A 17,808-nucleotide genomic window follows, 5' to 3' on the forward strand; every position below is an offset into this window, starting at 1 on the left:
TACGTAGGCCTGATAAGCGCAGCGCTATCAGGCGTCAGATCACTCCATCATCTTCTCGATCGGCAGTACCAGAATCGAGCTGGCGCCAAGCGCTTTCAGTTTCTCCATGGTTTCCCAGAACAACGTTTCGCTGCTGACCATGTGCATCGCCACGCGCTGTTGCTCGCCCGCCAGCGGCAGAATTGTCGGCCTTTCAGCGCCTGGCAGCAGGGCGATAACCTCTTCCAGGCGTTCACTTGGCGCGTGCATCATGATGTATTTCGATTCGCGCGCCTGAATCACGCCCTGAATACGGGTCAGCAATTTATCGATCAGCTCTTGCTTGCCCTGTGCCATCTCACCGTCGCGCTGAATCAGACAGGCTTTAGAGCGGTAGATAACTTCGACTTCACGCAGGCCGTTAGCTTCAAGCGTCGCGCCAGTAGAGACCAAATCGCAGATAGCGTCGGCCAGCCCCGCGCGCGGCGCGACTTCGACAGAACCATTTAACAGACACGATTTAAAAGAGACGCCTTTCTGGTCGAGGTAGCGTTTGAGGAGGTGCGGATAAGAGGTAGCGATACGTTTACCGTCCAGCGCGGCCGGGCCGTCCCAGGCTTCGTCAACCGGCGTTGCCAGCGATAAACGGCAGCCGCCGAAGTCAAGACGGCGCAGGGTAAAATAGCGCGGATCTTCGCCCTGCGCGCGGCGGTTGAGTAGCTCTTCTTCCAGCACGTTCTCGCCGATAATGCCGAGATCGACCACGCCATCCATCACCAGACCCGGAATGTCATCATCACGCACGCGCAGGATATCAATCGGCATGTTTTCCGCCATCGCAATCAGGCGCTGAGTGTGTAAATTAATTTTTATGCCGCAGCGGGCCAGCAATTCTCGTGAATCATCGCTTAAACGGCCTGATTTCTGAATAGCTATGCGTAAGCGGGTGTTGTCTAACATTCTGCGTTCCTCTTTATCCTGTCTGAACCGGTCTGTATCGCGCGCCAAAAAAAAGCCCCCGGAAGATGATCTTCCGGGGGCTTTCTCATGCGTTCATGCACCACTGGAAGATCTGAATGTCTTCCAGCACACATCGCCTGAAAGACTAGTCAGGATGATGGTGATGATGGTGGTGTTTAAATTGAACGCGTGTCATAAAAATTCCGATGAATGCTTATTCATTTGATACCTTTTAACCTAAACCACTTTTACGCCTTAAAGCAAGCGCTTTTTTCATTTCGCATTTATAGTATGAATTGTCAGTCACGGCGGGCTGGCGTAGCCTTATGTATAAGGCGTTAAAGTCAGGAGAAAATGGATGAAAAAGGTCGCAATTGTCGGTTTAGGTTGGTTAGGCATGCCGCTGGCAATGTCGCTGGCAGCGAGAGGCTGGCAGGTTACCGGCAGCAAAACCACCCTTGACGGGGTGGAAGCGGCCCGTATGAGTGGAATTGAAAGCTATCCGCTGCGTCTGGAGCCGGAGCTGGTCTGTGAGGCGGACGATCTTGACGCTCTGCTGGATGTCGATGCGCTGGTGATAACACTGCCCGCGCGCCGTAGCGGTCCGGGAGAGGATTTTTATCTGCAGGCGATGCAGGAACTGGTCGACAGCGCGCTGGCTTATCGTATCCCGCGTATTATTTTTACCAGTTCGACGTCTGTTTACGGCGATGCGCAAGGCGTGGTGAAAGAGAATACGCCGCGTAATCCGGTCACGGCCAGCGGGCGTACCCTGAAGGAACTGGAAGATTGGCTGCATAATCTGCCGGGCACGTCAGTGGATATTCTGCGGCTGGCGGGGTTGGTCGGGCCTGGACGCCACCCCGGACGTTTCTTTGCTGGAAAAACCGCGCCGGATGGTCAACACGGGGTCAATCTGGTGCATCTTGAAGACGTGGTTGGCGCAATTACCCTCTTGCTACAGGCGCCAAAAGGAGGGCACATCTATAATATATGTGCGCCGGCGCATCCAGCCCGCAACGTGTTTTATCCGCAAATGACGCGCTTGCTGGGAATGGCGCCGCCGCATTTTCGTGACGCACCGGACAACGGCAAAGGGAAGATTATCGACGGTAGCCGGATTTGTAATGAGCTGGGATTTGAATATCAATATCCCGATCCGCTGGTGATGCCGATGGAGTGAGTCGCTGTCCAGCAGGTGGTCGCCATATAGCGCAAGGGGACGAGTATGAAACCACTGCTGGACGTTCTGGTTATTCTTGATGCGTTAGAAAAAGAAGGCAGCTTCGCGGCGGCGTCGGCAAAATTATTTAAAACGCCGTCCGCCCTCAGTTATACCGTTCATAAGCTGGAAAACGATCTTAATATCCAACTGCTCGACCGTAGCGGGCATCGCGCGCGATTTACGCGAACCGGTAAGATGCTACTGGAAAAAGGCCGTGAAGTGCTGCACACCGTTCGCGAGCTGGAAAAGCAGGCGATTAAACTGCATGAAGGCTGGGAGAACGAACTGGTCATCGGTGTGGATGATACCTTTCCCTTTTCTCTTCTGGCCCCGCTTATCGACGCTTTTTATCAACGCCACAGCGTGACGCGCCTTAAATTTGTTAATGGCGTTCTCGGCGGTTCATGGGAGACGCTGACGCAGGGAAGGGCGGATATCATCGTTGGCGCCATGCGCGCGCCGCCGCCTGACACCGGCTTTGGCTTTGCAAGACTGGGCGATCTTGAACTGGTGTTTGCTGTCGCTCCGCATCATCCGCTGGTTCATGAAGAGGAACCGCTTAGCCGCCAGACGATCAAACGTTTTCGCGCGATTGTGGTTGGCGATAGCGTCCATTCCTCGCGATCAATAGGGTCTGAACTGCTCGACGCTCAGGAAGCGATTACCGTGTTTGATTTTAAAACCAAGCTGGAGCTGCAAATTAGCGGCCTGGGATGCGGCTATTTACCGCGTTATCTGGCGCAGCGATTTTTGGAAAGCGGCGCGCTTATAGAGAAGAAAGTGGTGGCGCAAACCGTCTATGAACCGGTGTGGGTTGGCTGGAATGAACAGACCGCCGGGCTGGCCAGCGGCTGGTGGCGGGATGAAATTTTAGCAAATAATGCTATTGCTGGGGTGTATGCAAAATCGCCGGTTTAAAAATCAATCGTTTATGAAAAATAATTTTTTGAACGCGCTCGCATTCTCTTGTCATTTCACTTCAATTTAGGGCAGAATACGCCGCTTGCAAAAAATGACACTAACCGACGTTTTAATACGCGTCGGTTATTTTTTTGCTTCAAACACATCATTCAATACCAAGAGGCCGGGCTTCGTACCGGATAGATACTTACTTAAAAATCGACAGTTGTTGTCGCTGAGGAATCCAGAAAATGGGGCAATTTTTTGCTTACGCGACGGCATTCGCCGTAAAGGAGAATGACCATGTCGCATAACGTTACTCCAAACACCTCTCGCGTGGAATTACGTAAAACGCTTACGTTAGTTCCGGTTGTAATGATGGGTCTTGCCTATATGCAGCCGATGACGCTGTTCGATACATTTGGTATCGTTTCAGGCCTCACTGACGGTCACGTACCGACGGCGTATGCATTCGCGTTAATCGCGATTCTGTTTACGGCGTTGAGCTACGGGAAACTGGTGCGTCGCTATCCTTCCGCGGGTTCGGCGTACACCTATGCCCAGAAATCCATCAGCCCGACCGTTGGCTTTATGGTGGGTTGGTCTTCTCTGCTCGATTATCTGTTCGCGCCGATGATCAACATTCTGTTGGCGAAAATTTATTTTGAAGCGCTGGTGCCCTCCATTCCATCATGGGTGTTTGTCGTGGCGCTGGTGGCCTTTATGACGGCCTTTAACCTGCGCAGCCTCAAATCAGTCGCTAACTTCAACACCGTGATTGTGGTGCTACAGGTAGTGCTGATTGCGGTCATTCTGGGCATGGTGGTTTATGGCGTATTTGAAGGCGAAGGCGCCGGTACGCTGGCGAGCACCCGTCCGTTCTGGTCCGGCGATGCGCACGTTATCCCGATGATTACGGGAGCGACGATCCTGTGCTTCTCCTTTACCGGCTTTGACGGCATCAGTAACCTGTCGGAAGAGACCAAAGATGCTGAACGCGTGATCCCGCGTGCGATTTTCCTGACCGCGCTGATTGGCGGCCTGATCTTCATCTTTGCAACCTATTTCCTGCAATTGTACTTCCCGGATATCTCTCGCTTTAAAGATCCGGATGCGTCTCAGCCGGAAATCATGCTGTACGTGGCGGGTAAAACCTTCCAGGTTGGTGCGCTGATCTTCTCTACTATCACCGTGCTGGCTTCCGGTATGGCGGCGCATGCAGGCGTAGCGCGCCTGATGTACGTAATGGGGCGTGACGGCGTATTCCCGAAAAGCTTCTTCGGTTACGTTCATCCGAAATGGCGTACGCCAGCGATGAACATCATCCTGGTCGGGGCGATCGCGCTGCTGGCGATTAATTTTGACCTGGTGATGGCGACGGCGCTGATTAACTTTGGTGCGCTGGTCGCGTTTACCTTCGTTAACCTGTCGGTGATTTCGCAGTTCTGGATCCGTGAGAAGCGTAATAAAACGTTGAAAGATCACTTCCAGTATCTGTTCCTGCCTATGTGCGGTGCGCTCACGGTTGGTGCGTTGTGGGTTAACCTGGAAGAGAGCTCAATGGTACTGGGCCTGATCTGGGCGGGTATCGGGCTGATTTATCTGGCGTGCGTAACTAAAAGCTTCCGCAACCCGGTTCCACAGTACGAAGACGTCGCGTAATCGCGCGTATTATTGGTAATAGTAAAACCGGAGGCAGTGCCTCCGGTTTTTTGTTTGTCATCCAGCATGTTTACCGGATGGCGGCGTCACTCTTTATCCGCTCTGAATTAACAATGCCCGTCAGGCATTGGTCAATTACACAATCTCAGTTGCGTACTGCCACAGTGATTTCAGCAACCCCAGCTTCGTTTTATCTTCCGCATACTGCTGAGAAAGCATCTGCAATTCGTTGGCATACTGTTGTAAAAACTCCGGCGTCAGCACCTGACGGCGATGCTCCAGCCAGCGCTGCTGCTCTGCGTCATCCAGCGTACCGGGAAAATTGCGTGCGCGGTAATTAAACAGCAGCTTCTCAATGCGCTTATCGACAAAGGTAATATCCAGCGCGGGCAGGTTACGCGGCTCGGTTTCGAGTACGATTTTCATGGCTGCGCGATCGGCATCGCTGAAAAAACCATCATAGAGCTGGGCATCAACGTTATCCGAGGCGGCAAAAGGTTCGGCTTCGGCAAAAATCGCCACCACTTTGTCGCGGACCTGCGGGTTTTCACGCAACACTTTCAGGTTATCCAGGCAGTGCTGGCGGTTAATTCCCAGCCGGTCGGCATCCTCCGGGCGCAAGGTATTCGCCTGCGCCAGTACCGGACATTTATTGATATGCACCAGCTTTACCGGCACTGCGACGTGATCGCCAAGATCGGCTTTGGCCGTATAAAGCCGCTCGCGAAGGGTGTCGCTGTCCAGCTCAAGAAGAGGAGAAATATCGCCTGCTAAATCGACCATGATCACCGCGTTACGGTTTTCAGGATGCCACGCCAGCGGCGCGACCCAGCTTGTATTACCGCGCCACGCGCCAAACATGCCGGAGACATGCACCAGCGGCTTCATTTGCGGAACGTCAATCAGCGCCGCCAGTTTATGTTTACTGCGGTGGCTATAAAGATAATCAAACAGCCGCGGCTGGCGTGTTTTCACCAGTTGCGCCATCGCAATAGTGGCGTAGACATCCGCCATCGCATCATGCGCGTTGCTGTGTTCGATCCCGTTCGCCTGGGTTAAATGTTCCAGACGAAAGCTGGGCAGGCCGTCGTCGTTTTCCGGCCAGTTAATTCCCTCCGGGCGCAGCGCATAACAGGCGCGCATGACATCCAATAGATCCCAACGTGAATTATCATGCTGCCAGCTCCAGGCATAGGGATCGTAAAAGTTGCGATAAAAAATATTGCGCGTGACTTCATCATCAAAACGCACATTGTTGTAACCCACAACGCAGGTTTTAGGAACGGTAAACAGCGCATGAATGCGTCTGGCGAAAGCGGCTTCGTTTTCTCCTTTCTCACGCGCTTCCTGCGGCGTGATGCCGGTAATCAGCACTGCGCCGGGCTGCGGTAGATAATCATCGGCGGGTTTGCAATAAAACACCTCCGGCTCGCCAATAACGTTGAAGTCGTTATCCGTACGGAGCGCGGCGAATTGCGCAGGTCTGTCGAGGGCCGGATGCGTACCGAAGGTTTCGTAATCGTGGAAGAGGAATGTGCTCTGTATGCTGTCGTTTTTAACTGTCACTTGATGTACACGCCTGATGTTATATGTATATGAAATATTTTATTCTTTTATTTTGTCGTTGATTGATTGTATTTGTACACCAATTGATATTGTTGCTAATGTTCGTACATGCGATGGTGAGTACAAAATACTAAAATGACCATCAGCGACACTAAGCTACGCTCCCTCTATGGTAAACCATATTCCGGTTCATCTGAAATTACTGATTCCGATTTAGTACTGTATGGAATTTAGGCCAGGGTCAATCTGGCCGGGATCTCAAAAAATGCATGGACTAAAACGGGTCTATTTACAGAGGGACACAACGCTGTGTCCCTTAATTCCATACGGGTTAAGGCTGGACTACGCCCAGGCCAGTGGCAGGATGGATGACAGAACACTCGGGAAATATTTTCTGGCATGACGTTGCATACTATCCGCCACAACGCTGGTACAGGTAAAGGCGCCATGGAGGCCGTGAAAACGGTCGGACCAGTCGGTAAACTGTTCGCTGGACGGGAAGATCGCCGGAGACAGCTCCCAGGCTTTCTGCATCAGCGCCTCCGCATAGCCTCTCAGGGCCGGCGGAGAGTCATGCTCAGTGCCGAAAATGGCGCTGGAGGAATAGCGTGCGAATGCGGTACTGAGACAGAACAGGGTTTCCGCCTGCTTCTGTGGGGTGGCGTCAGTCAGGTGATAAGCACTGAGGATGTGCTGGTAGTGTGCCGGGCTGAGTTTGCCTTCAGGAAGCAGGGGGTCAAAAATGGTGTTCAGACGCGACACTGAGGCATCATCAATCAACTTCACGGTGGAATGTTTCTGGTTCGTGGCGGCAATAAACTGCTGGTTCAGCTCCCCGTGCTCTTCAGTGCTGAGGATGATATCAATCAGTTCCCCAAAGCGTCGCTGCACGGCCTGCTGATTAAATGCGGCGAGAAACACCGGAAAGTCATGACGGAATAACTCTACCGGAGAGATTTGCGCGGTGGAAACGTTCTCTCCGGCTCGCAGCAGGTAAAAGTTGTCCCATGCAGTGTCAGGAGTAGGGTTTAGCATTGTTAACAGCGTGTCAGTGGAGAGCATCATCGCCGTGTCTGAATCCTGGGAGGAAAGCAGCAGGAAATTATCTGCAGCGCGGGTTGTCCAGTCCGGGCTGCCGTCATAATTGCCGAAGAGCCCATTATGGATGTGGGGAGACACCGCCGGGTGAGCAAGATACTGTTCATAAAGCGCTGCAGCTTTCTGGCGGATGCCATCAGTGCAGTCCACGCCTGTCATACAGTGTAAAATCACCTGATTAAAGAGTCCGCTGTGAGTGGTCATGGCGGCGCTGTTCCTGTCAAACGAATCCAGCAACACAGGCAGTATGCGCTGCTGATAATATGTGTCAGGAGCCGGCAGGGGAACGTCATTATAGGTCTGGCACTGGTGGGCAAAAAAACGTTCCTGAACAGGCCTGATCCACTCGCTGATAAGCGCACTTTGCGTATAGGGGGGGTGGGCCAGTACGCTCACCAGCGAGCTTTCAACTGGCCGGATACGTGCCTCTGTTAAGCGGCCACTCCGAAATGACTTTACCAGATCTTCCATTGCCCGGACTTTTTCCTGTCTGTATTTATCGGGCAGGTTGTTAATGGTCATCAGAATACTTTTACCATTATTATGTTCATGATTTAAAAATCCATCCACAGCGTTCTCAGTCCAAAGGAGTGGCATTTGCAGCCAGATATCACCTAGACGAATAAAATTTCCGCCCCCTGACACTGACGGAGGTGATGAATTATCCGGTTCATTTAAAATAACGTCGGAGAGGTTGGCTTTGTGAGGTATAAGCGTATTTTTTAAGGTTGTATTAATAAAAGAGGGCTGTTGTTGTGTAGTAATTGAATACAGTAAAGACACTTCATTCATGTCTGAATTACTAAATTTCGTATTACTGCAGACTACATCATTCAGTGTCGAATAAGTGAATCGGCATTCGTCAAAATGTAAATGAGATATATCAGAATAAGTAAATTTTGAATTTGAAAAGTTGAACCCCTTGATAATATCGCCGTCTCGCTTCATGAAGTTGGGGGGCAATATTTTGCTGAATTTAATATTACGGAAATCTGCGTTTGAAAAATCGCGATCTGCGGTCGTAAGGGGTTCTCCGGCTTGCTGTCGTAAAACTGCATCCGTGAGTTTCTTAGCCCAGTCGGCAGGTGATGACGGGGAAGACGTAGCCTGAAGTGAGAGGGAGGGGGATACTGGTGGTGTTCTACCTTCAGAAACCGTTGGCCTGTTATTGGCTGATACAGAGACTCCACCGGGGAGCGGGGCCGCACCTGTCACTCTGTAATTATAATCACGTGATTGATTTGCTATATGCTTACGCATGAATGCTGCAGTCATTTTTGAGGCATCTTCTTCTGAAATATTTTTCTTACCTGTATTATTTGTATCTTTAATATTTTTAACAGTAATCAATGTTTTGTTTAAGGTGTTTTTATCTTTCGGCTGAAAGAAGTCTTTTATTTTTTGTGGTAACGTGAACTCAATCGGTGAGTCCTTTCCTGTTTTAAATTTTTCATTTAAAGATGTATGCGTGTTTTTAACACTGGTTATTTTTGAGGCGAGCCCGTTTTTCGTATGTTCACGAATAGAGGTAATTAATTTTTTAACCTGGTTAGGAATAGTAGAAAAATTAATTGTGCCTGATGATATTTTCATTAGAATTCCTTATCAACATCATTATGGAAAAACGGTCTGGATTTTTAACGCCTTAGAAGTAAGTTTCATATGTCGGTATGGCGATGGAGATCACAATTCACCATGTTATCTGGCAGGTTTCTTTCAGAAAGTGTCCATCCTGCCATCATGTCACCGTATTGTGGGATGCTGACGTATCTGCGGAAAAATCCATGCATAAGAGAGCGGGTCGGGTAACGAAGCCTATAAGTGCGCAAAAGTAAACCCGCTTTGATGCTCAATCAGCGTTTTTTCGCCGGCATTCGGGATATCGTCGGCGGACGGTCCGGCGCGTATGAGAAAGAACTGCGAAAAGCCGCGCGAAATCGCTTTTCAGGAACTAATCGTTTTTTTTAAAATATTATTACGTGTTATTGGAGTTGTATCATTTTTATAATTAACAGTGGGTTGTTTGATAATTCTGCTGATTATTCAATGACAGTCCATGTGCGTGTTCAGAAAATATAAAATTTTTACAAAACAAAAGGTTTTATCGTGTCGGCGTGTTCATTTTAACAACTATTTCAAATTGTGATTGAAGCCGACATTTCATAATACAAATTAAATATAATCTTCAGCTATATCTAATAACAGGAGGTTATATGAGCATTAGTCGTCGTTCTTTTTTGCAGGGGGTAGGCATCGGCTGCTCTGCCTGCGCGCTGGGCGCTTTTCCGCCCGGGGCGCTGGCGCGCAACCCGATTGCCGGCATTAACGGTAAAACCACGCTAACGCCAAGCTTGTGCGAAATGTGTTCCTTTCGTTGCCCTATTCAGGCGCAGGTAGTCAATAACAAGACCGTTTTTATCCAGGGCAATCCTTCTGCGCCGCAGCAGGGGACGCGCATATGCGCCAGGGGCGGGAGCGGCGTCAGCCTGGTCAATGACCCGCAACGGATTGTAAAACCTATGAAACGCACCGGGCCACGCGGCGACGGTGAATGGCAGGTGATTAGCTGGCAACAGGCTTACCAGGAAATCGCGGCGAAAATGAATGCCATCAAAGCGCAGCATGGCCCCGAGACCGTGGCTTTCTCTTCCAAATCGGGCTCGCTCTCCAGCCATCTTTTCCATCTGGCTACGGCCTTTGGTTCGCCTAATACCTTTACTCACGCCTCAACATGCCCTGCCGGGAAAGCCATTGCGGCAAAAGTGATGATGGGCGGCGATCTGGCGATGGATATCGCTAACACGCGCTATCTGGTTTCGTTTGGCCACAATTTGTATGAAGGGATTGAAGTTGCCGATACCCATGAGTTAATGACCGCGCAGGAGAAGGGGGCCAAAATGGTGAGCTTCGATCCGCGTTTGTCGATATTTTCCAGCAAGGCGGATGAGTGGCACGCTATTCGTCCCGGGGGGGATTTAGCGGTTCTGCTGGCGATGTGCCACGTCATGATTGATGAACAACTCTACGATGCGTCTTTTGTTGAGCGTTATACCAGCGGATTTGAACAGTTAGCACAGGCGGTAAAAGAGACGACGCCGGAATGGGCCGCCGCGCAGGCCGATGTCCCGGCCGACGTTATTGTCCGGGTGACACGCGAACTGGCCGCCTGCGCGCCTCACGCTATTGTCAGTCCTGGTCATCGCGCGACGTTCTCGCAGGAAGAGATCGATATGCGGCGTATGATTTTTACGCTTAATGTACTGCTCGGTAATATTGAGCGTGAAGGCGGGCTATATCAGAAAAAAAACGCGTCGGTTTACAACAAACTGGCCGGAGAAAAGGTCGCGCCAACGCTGGCGAAACTCAACATTAAAAATATGCCGAAACCGACGGCGCAACGAATCGATTTGGTCGCACCGCAGTTTAAATATATCGCCGCTGGCGGCGGCGTGGTGCAAAGCATTATTGACGCGGTGTTAACCCAGAAGCCTTACCCGGTAAAGGCGTGGATTATGTCGCGGCATAATCCTTTCCAGACCGTCACCTGTCGTTCGGACCTGGTAAAAACCGTTGAGCAACTGGATCTGGTGGTTAGCTGCGATGTCTATTTGAGCGAGAGCGCGGCGTATGCCGACTATCTGCTGCCGGAATGCACTTATCTCGAACGGGACGAAGAGGTATCGGATATGTCGGGACTGCACCCGGCTTACGCTCTGCGCCAACAGGTCGTAGAGCCGATTGGCGAGGCGCGTCCGAGTTGGCAAATCTGGAAAGAACTTGGCGAGCAGTTGGGATTAGGGCAGTACTATCCGTGGCAGGATATGCAGACGCGCCAACTCTATCAGTTGAACGGCGACCATGCCTTAGCGAAGGAACTGCGACAGAAAGGGTATCTCGAATGGGGCGTTCCGCTGCTATTACGCGAACCAGAATCCGTTCGCCAGTTTACGGCGCGTTACCCCGGCGCTATCGCGACGGACAGCGACAACACCTATGGCGAACAGCTTCGCTTCAAATCGCCCTCCGGCAAAATCGAACTTTATTCCGCAACCCTGGAGGAATTGCTCCCAGGCTACGGCGTTCCGCGCGTTCGTGACTTTGCGCTTAAAAAAGAGAATGAGCTTTACTTCATTCAGGGCAAAGTGGCCGTGCATACCAATGGCGCGACGCAGTACGTACCTTTACTCAGCGAGCTAATGTGGGATAACGCGGTCTGGGTCCATCCGCAAACGGCGCAAGAAAAAGGCATTAAGACCGGCGATGAGATCTGGCTGGAAAATGCTACGGGTAAAGAGAAAGGTAAGGCGCTGGTGACGCCCGGAATCCGCCCGGACACGCTTTTTGTCTATATGGGATTTGGCGCTAAAGCTGGGGCCAAAACGGCGGCGACGACACACGGTATCCACTGCGGAAATTTACTGCCGCACGTGACGAGTCCGGTATCCGGTACGGTAGTGCATACCGCAGGCGTGACGCTGAGCCGGGCATGAGGGAGGAGGGAACCATGAATCATTTAACGAATCAGTACGTCATGCTGCATGATGAAAAACGTTGTATCGGCTGCCAGGCGTGTACCGTTGCCTGCAAAGTGCTTAATGACGTACCGGAGGGATTTAGCCGCGTACAGGTACAAATTCGCGCCCCTGAACAGGCATCCAACGCACTAACCCATTTTCAATTTGTCCGCGTCTCCTGTCAGCACTGTGAAAATGCGCCATGTGTCAGCGTTTGTCCTACCGGAGCGTCATATCGTGATGAAAACGGGATCGTGCAGGTGGATAAATCGCGCTGTATTGGCTGCGATTATTGTGTTGCCGCGTGTCCTTTCCATGTGCGCTATTTGAATCCGCAAACCGGCGTCGCCGACAAGTGTAACTTCTGTGCCGACACGCGGTTGGCGGCTGGCCAGTCTCCGGCGTGCGTATCCGTTTGCCCAACGGACGCGCTGAAATTCGGCAGACTGGATGAGAGCGAGATCCAGCGCTGGGTCGGTCAGAAAGAGGTCTATCGCCAGCAGGAGGCGCGTAGCGGCGCGGTCAGTCTGTACCGTCGTAAAGAAGTCCATCAGGAGGGTAAAGCATGAATACTATCTGGGGAGCGGAACTACATTATGCGCCAGATTATTGGCCGCTGTGGTTAATTTACGCAGGCGTCGTGGTGCTGCTCATGCTTGTTGGGCTGGTTATCCATGCGTTATTGCGCCGGATGCTGGCGCCAAAAACGGCGGGCGGCGAAGAGCATCGTGACTATCTCTACTCGCTGGCGATTCGCCGTTGGCATTGGGGAAATGCGTTACTGTTTGTTTTATTACTGTTAAGCGGTTTATTTGGTCATTTTTCTCTCGGCCCTGTAGCGCTAATGGTACAAGTGCATACCTGGTGTGGTTTTGCCTTACTGGCTTTCTGGGTCGGGTTTGTGCTGATCAACCTCACCACAGGTAACGGGCGTCACTATCGGGTAAATTTTTCCGGACTGGTGACGCGCTGCATACGCCAGACGCGTTTTTACCTTTTTGGCATCATGAAAGGGGAAGCGCATCCGTTCGCGGCAACAGAGCAGAGTAAGTTCAATCCACTGCAACAACTGGCATATCTGGCAATTATGTACGCGCTGGTACCGCTGTTAATCATCACCGGTTTGCTGTGTCTCTATCCGCAGGTTGCGGGTCTGGGCCCTGTGATGCTGGTGCTGCATATGGCGCTTGCTATCATCGGCTTACTGTTTATTTGCGCGCATCTCTATCTGTGTACTCTTGGCGACACGCCGGGACAAATTTTCCGTAGCATGGTTGACGGCTATCATCGTCATCGTACCGCGCCGCGCGGGGATAAGTCCGCCGTCTGAGCGTATCCATAAAATAAAGTCAGCAAGAAAATGTGCCTTGTGTCACATTTTCTTGCAATTTATCCATGTTTGTTTAACTGAACTTCCGTAAAAAGAACGGCAAATAGAGACCATCCTGAGGACATGCTGTTGAAACGCCGTTTGTTTATTGCCGCTTCTTTATTCGCAATGCACCTTTCTCCTGCGCTTGCGGCCGATGCCGTAAGTTTTGCTCCCCAACCGCCAGCCATTGATGCAGGCGCCTGGGTGTTGATGGATTACACTACGGGACAGGTTCTTACCGCCGGTAATGAACACCAGCAACGTAATCCCGCCAGCCTTACCAAGCTAATGACGGGCTACGTCGTCGATCGCGCCATCGATAGTCATCGTATCAGCCCTGACGATATCGTCACCGTTGGGCGCGACGCCTGGGCGAAGGATAATCCGGTGTTTGTCGGCTCCTCGTTGATGTTTTTAAAAGAAGGGGATCGCGTGTCGGTACGCGATTTAAGCCGTGGCTTAATTGTGGATTCCGGTAACGATGCCTGTGTGGCGCTGGCGGATTATATCGCGGGCGGGCAGCCGCAGTTTGTGGCGATGATGAACAGCTATGTGAAAAAACTCAATTTACAGGATACCCATTTTGAAACCGTCCACGGTCTGGATGCGCCGGGACAACATAGCTCCGCGTATGACCTGGCTGTACTCTCCCGGGCGATTATTCACGGCGAACCTGAATTTTATCACATGTACAGCGAGAAAAGCCTGACCTGGAACGGCATCACGCAGCAGAACCGCAACGGCTTGTTATGGGATAAGACCATGCATATTGATGGGCTTAAAACCGGACACACATCGGGGGCGGGATTTAATCTTATCGCATCGGCGGTGGACGGGCAGCGTCGACTTATCGCTGTTGTGATGGGAGCGAAAAGTTCGAAAGGCCGTGAAGAACAGGCGCGAAAACTGTTGCAGTGGGGCCTGCAAAACTTTGCGACGGTGCAGATTTTGCACAGCGGTAAAAAAGTGGGCAGCGAGCGAATCTGGTATGGAGACAAAGAAAAGATTGCGCTGGGTACGGAACAGGATTTCTGGATGGCGCTGCCTAAAGCGGAAATTCCGCATATCAAAGCAAAATATGTGCTGGATAGAAAAGAGCTGGAGGCGCCAATCGCCGCTCATCAACAGGTAGGTGAAATAGAGCTCTACGATCGGGATAAACTGATCGCTCAGTGGCCGCTGGTCACTCTGGAATCGGTGGGTAAAGGCGGTATGTTCTCTCGTCTGAGCGACTATTTTCAGCATAAAGCGTAAGCCGTTGTCACATACCGTTCACCGTCATCTGAGGTGTCAAAAGGGCGGGATTGCGAGGTTGCTCACAAAATGATCACGCAGTCCTTGTGACCGTAAAAGGCTGTAATTATACTGTACATTCATACAGTATAATAAAGTGACGGAGGCAGCATGGATTACGAAATCAGGCAGGAACAAAAACGCAAGATAGCCGGTTTCCACATGGTCGGTCCATGGGAACACACCGTGAAGCAGGGTTTTGAACAACTGATGACGTGGGTGGATCGACAGCGGATCGTGCCAGTTGAATGGATTGCCGTCTATTACGACAATCCAGATGTCGTACCTGCAGAAAAACTCCGCTGCGATACCGTGGTGTCCGTGGCAGAGAATTTCATCCTGCCGGACAATAGTGAAGGCGTAATCGTGACCGCCATTGAAGGCGGCGAATATGCCACTGCTGTCGCGCGAGTGGAAGACCGTGACTTTGCGAAGCCGTGGGAACGGTTTTTTGACGTTCTGGAGCAGGATAGCGCTTATCAGATAGCCTCTGCGCCCTGTTTTGAAACCTATCTGAATAACGGTATGGAAGATGGATACTGGGATATTGAAATGTATATTCCGGTACAGCGGAAGTGATCGACTGGTTTCCTGGCTGAAAAGAGCGGACGGATAATGTGTTCCGTCCGCCAGTGCGCTATTTTTGCTATAAAGCAGGTACAATGCATTTTTTGCCATTCCCGTAAGGAGCGCAAGCGTGCGTGCCGATAAGTCATTAAGCCCTTTTGAAATACGGTTGTACCGTCATTATCGCATCGTGCATGGCATACGTATCGCCCTGGCGTTCATTCTTACCTTTCTGCTGGTTCGTCTGTTTTCTATTCCCGAGGGCACATGGCCGCTAATCACGTTAGTGGTGATTATGGGGCCCATCTCATTCTGGGGAAATGTAGTGCCTCGTGCTTTTGAGCGCATAGGCGGTACGATCCTGGGCGCGGCGTTAGGGCTGGTGGCGCTACGCCTGGAGCTCTTTTCCTTACCGCTGATGCTGGTGTGGTGTGCGATAGCGATGTTTTTGTGCGGCTGGCTGGCATTAGGGAAAAAACCGTATCAGGCGCTACTGATAGGCATAACGCTCGCCGTTGTTGTCGGCGCTCCCGCTGGTGATATGAATACGGCATTATGGCGTGGCGGGGATGTGATTTTGGGGTCGCTACTGGCAATGTTGTTTACCGGCATCTGGCCCCAGCGCGCCTTTTTGCACTGGCGCATCCGACTGGCGCATTGCGTCACGGCGTATAATCGGGTGTATCAGGCAGCGCTGTCGCCGAATTTGCTGGAGCGCCCCCGGTTGGATAAACATTTGCAACGGTTGCTGAACGATGTCGTCAAAATGCGCGGGCTGATAACGCCCGCCAGTAAAGAAACCCGGATACAAAAATCTATTTTCGAGGCCATTCAGACCATCAACCGCAATCTGGTTTGTATGCTTGAATTACAAATCAACGCCCACTGGGCGACGCGCGCCAGCCATTTTGTGATGCTTAACGCGCACACATTGCGTGAAACCCAGCAGATGACGCAGCAAACCTTGTTAACGATCGCCCACGCGTTGTTTGAAGGCAACCCGCAGCCGGTACTGGCAAACACCGGTAAACTGAATGATATTGCTGCCGAGTTGCGGCAGCTAATGAACGAGCAGCAGGGCGACGCGGTGGCTGAAACCCCCATCCACGGCTATGTTTGGCTAAGTATGGAAACGGCCCGACAGTTGGAACTGCTTTCGCATTTGATCTGCCGGGCTTTGCGCAAATAAAAAGCAGATGGGGTGAATGAATTTGTTGCTGCTTCGATTCAGCAAAGATTAAGAGTATGATACTAATATAAGGATAAAATGAGTGCTACTGACAACGATTTTATCTCCGAACCTTCAGGTTTCCCCAGACGGCGACGTAACGGTGTTTCCTCTGGCGGCTTGAAGTATGACGGGGATAAACGTAATGTTTATCCACTAGCAGTTGCTTAACGAATCCGAATCTCACATTATCAGGGGTGTAAAAATGGAAACAACCAAGCCTTCTTTCCAGGACGTGCTGGAGTTTGTTCGTCTGTTCCGTCGCAAAAATAAACTGCAACGTGAAATTCAGGACATTGAGAAGAAGATCCGTGACAACCAGAAGCGTGTGCTGCTGCTGGACAACCTGAGCGACTACATCAAGCCAGGTATGAGCGTTGAGGCGATTCAGGGTATCATCGCCAGTATGAAAAGCGACTATGAAGATCGTGTTGATGACTACATCATTAAAAATGCCGAAATCTCCAAAGAGCGTCGCGACATTTCCAAAAAGCTGAAAGCGATGGGCGAAATGAAACACGCCGATGTAAAAGCCGAATAATGCGCTACGGCAGTGGGAGCGTATATCAGGCTCTCACTGCAGTTTGACCCCGCCTGTGACCATCTTGAGTAAATGTTGTTTTGGCCAGTGTCGGGTAAGTTTTTTCTCTGCCAGCTTACCTTTCAGACGCGCAATATCATGACGTTTCCGGTCCAGCATCAGACCCACCACGCTACCGCTATGCGCCACGTTCAATCCGTATAAATCACACTCTTCGACTAGCGACAGCAGGGCGGTAAAGCCCGGCTTAGGTAACAGCGTCTGGCTGGCGATAGCGCTAAGCGTAGCCGCCTCACCCAGTCGGAGCGGATTTTGCGTTATACAGGCTTCCTGCACCAGATTCCAGGCCTGCTGCAAGGTTGCTGAACTTGCTATTAATTTCTGCTGGCGAGGGAGACGGTGGTAATCTTGCGTGCGCAGTGTGACCGGGCTTTCCAGTACCAGCAAATCGATTGGCGGCGGTGGCTCGCAGGCGATTTGCGTGGCCGCATTATTATGATCAAACAGCGTTAACTGATGAAAAACGGTGCTATCAGTGGGTTCGATTGAGACGCAAAGCTGTGCAAGGGTGGTTTCATCCAGCGAATGGCCAAGATGATGCGCCGTTGCCACCGCCGTAGCGGCGATATCTGCGGTGCTGCTGGCCATGCCTTTGGCAACGGGAATTGACGAACGCACATCGACGCGAATCTCGTTACTCCAGTGCGCAGGATACTGCCAGTGCGCCAGAACGCGCTCCACCATCGCCCGCGACAATGGACGCTCGTTTACCAGCGGCGGCGCAGCCGTGACTGCTACGGTGCTGTACCAGTCAACAGGGCAGGAGACCAGTTTCTCACTGCCCAGAATCCATCCCTGGATAAGTTCCCCGCATGAGGCGGGGCATTGCGCAACAGCCACGTT

16 protein-coding genes, 2 pseudogenes and 1 other annotated feature are annotated in these 17,808 nt (G+C 51.5%); of the genes and pseudogenes, 13 read left to right on the forward strand and 5 right to left on the reverse strand.

Translation table 11 applies throughout. From position 1 onward, the window contains the following. Window positions 1-39 precede the first annotated feature (39 nt). Window positions 40-939: an ATP phosphoribosyltransferase gene (gene hisG, locus LDB27_RS08200; RefSeq protein WP_023257656.1), complete on the reverse strand. Its 900-nt coding sequence runs from the start codon at window positions 937-939 to the stop codon at window positions 40-42. Between the two features lie 46 nt (window positions 940-985). After that, window positions 986-1,109, reverse strand: a sequence feature (His leader region). Next, window positions 1,085-1,135 (reverse strand): his operon leader peptide, encoded by a 51-nt coding sequence (hisL, locus tag LDB27_RS08205; protein ID WP_001364200.1) that lies wholly within the window; start codon window positions 1,133-1,135, stop codon window positions 1,085-1,087. Its footprint overlaps the feature before it by 25 nt. 162 nt (window positions 1,136-1,297) lie before the next feature. On the opposite strand from hisL, the gene LDB27_RS08210 reads away from it, so the two are divergent. The 4 genes from LDB27_RS08210 (at window position 1,298) to plaP (ending at window position 4,726) form a co-directional block, all read left to right on the forward strand. Further along, complete coding sequence (locus LDB27_RS08210; RefSeq protein ID WP_000754712.1) at window positions 1,298-2,122, forward strand: SDR family oxidoreductase; 825 nt, start codon at window positions 1,298-1,300, stop codon at window positions 2,120-2,122. Window positions 2,123-2,167: 45 nt separating this feature from the next. Further along, on the forward strand, window positions 2,168-3,082 hold the full coding sequence (locus tag LDB27_RS08215) for a LysR family transcriptional regulator (protein WP_023257657.1): 915 nt from the start codon (window positions 2,168-2,170) through the stop codon (window positions 3,080-3,082). 233 nt (window positions 3,083-3,315) lie between these two features. Next, complete coding sequence (yoeI, locus tag LDB27_RS08220) at window positions 3,316-3,378, forward strand: membrane protein YoeI (protein ID WP_096335044.1); 63 nt, start codon at window positions 3,316-3,318, stop codon at window positions 3,376-3,378. Next, complete coding sequence (gene plaP, locus LDB27_RS08225) at window positions 3,368-4,726, forward strand: putrescine/proton symporter PlaP (RefSeq protein WP_001519005.1); 1,359 nt, start codon at window positions 3,368-3,370, stop codon at window positions 4,724-4,726. The genes yoeI and plaP overlap by 11 nt, the downstream gene beginning before the upstream one ends. Window positions 4,727-4,861: 135 nt before the next feature. On the opposite strand, the gene sbcB is transcribed toward plaP, so the two are convergent. After that, a complete protein-coding gene (gene sbcB, locus LDB27_RS08230) occupies window positions 4,862-6,292 on the reverse strand; it encodes an exodeoxyribonuclease I (RefSeq protein WP_000216702.1) in 1,431 nt (476 codons plus the stop codon). 135 nt (window positions 6,293-6,427) lie between these two features. On the opposite strand from sbcB, the pseudogene LDB27_RS08235 reads away from it, so the two are divergent. Continuing rightward, window positions 6,428-6,505: pseudogene (locus LDB27_RS08235) on the forward strand (hypothetical protein); the annotation flags it as partial. 129 nt (window positions 6,506-6,634) lie between these two features. On the opposite strand, the gene sopA reads toward LDB27_RS08235, so the two are convergent. Next, window positions 6,635-8,983, reverse strand: a complete 2,349-nt coding sequence (gene sopA, locus LDB27_RS08240) for an SPI-1 type III secretion system effector HECT-type E3 ubiquitin transferase SopA (RefSeq protein ID WP_000704007.1) — start codon at window positions 8,981-8,983, stop codon at window positions 6,635-6,637. A gap of 267 nt (window positions 8,984-9,250) precedes the next feature. On the opposite strand from sopA, the pseudogene LDB27_RS08245 reads away from it, so the two are divergent. From LDB27_RS08245 to LDB27_RS08280, 8 genes and pseudogenes are all read left to right on the forward strand, one after another. Next, window positions 9,251-9,344, forward strand: a pseudogene (locus tag LDB27_RS08245) (heavy metal-binding domain-containing protein); the annotation flags it as partial. A 259-nt stretch (window positions 9,345-9,603) separates the two neighbouring features. Next, window positions 9,604-11,880, forward strand: coding sequence for a thiosulfate reductase PhsA (gene phsA / locus LDB27_RS08250; RefSeq protein WP_023231083.1), 2,277 nt, complete (start codon window positions 9,604-9,606; stop codon window positions 11,878-11,880). Window positions 11,881-11,894: 14 nt separating this feature from the next. Further along, complete coding sequence (gene phsB, locus LDB27_RS08255; RefSeq protein WP_001016236.1) at window positions 11,895-12,473, forward strand: thiosulfate reductase electron transport protein PhsB; 579 nt, start codon at window positions 11,895-11,897, stop codon at window positions 12,471-12,473. Next, complete coding sequence (phsC, locus tag LDB27_RS08260) at window positions 12,470-13,234, forward strand: thiosulfate reductase cytochrome B subunit (protein ID WP_001092558.1); 765 nt, start codon at window positions 12,470-12,472, stop codon at window positions 13,232-13,234. The genes phsB and phsC overlap by 4 nt, the downstream gene beginning before the upstream one ends. A 123-nt stretch (window positions 13,235-13,357) precedes the next feature. After that, window positions 13,358-14,530 carry a serine-type D-Ala-D-Ala carboxypeptidase DacD gene (dacD, locus tag LDB27_RS08265; protein WP_000925038.1) on the forward strand — a complete coding sequence of 391 codons (1,173 nt, stop codon included), beginning with the start codon at window positions 13,358-13,360 and terminating at the stop codon, window positions 14,528-14,530. Window positions 14,531-14,680: 150 nt separating this feature from the next. Beyond that, entirely contained in the window at window positions 14,681-15,148 is a 468-nt protein-coding gene (gene sbmC / locus LDB27_RS08270) for a DNA gyrase inhibitor SbmC (protein ID WP_000384326.1), read from the forward strand. A 118-nt stretch (window positions 15,149-15,266) separates the two neighbouring features. Beyond that, window positions 15,267-16,325: an FUSC family protein gene (locus LDB27_RS08275; RefSeq protein ID WP_023217287.1), complete on the forward strand. Its 1,059-nt coding sequence runs from the start codon at window positions 15,267-15,269 to the stop codon at window positions 16,323-16,325. A gap of 244 nt (window positions 16,326-16,569) precedes the next feature. After that, window positions 16,570-16,905, forward strand: a complete 336-nt coding sequence (locus tag LDB27_RS08280; RefSeq protein WP_000450405.1) for a DUF496 family protein — start codon at window positions 16,570-16,572, stop codon at window positions 16,903-16,905. Window positions 16,906-16,938: 33 nt separating this feature from the next. Here the strand turns inward: LDB27_RS08280 and pduX are convergent, their stop codons facing one another. Further along, entirely contained in the window at window positions 16,939-17,805 is an 867-nt protein-coding gene (pduX, locus tag LDB27_RS08285) for an L-threonine kinase PduX (RefSeq protein WP_001518728.1), read from the reverse strand. Window positions 17,806-17,808 lie beyond the last annotated feature (3 nt).

The organism is Salmonella sp. JXY0409-18, from assembly GCF_020268625.1.
GTDB lineage: Bacteria > Pseudomonadota > Gammaproteobacteria > Enterobacterales > Enterobacteriaceae > Salmonella > Salmonella enterica.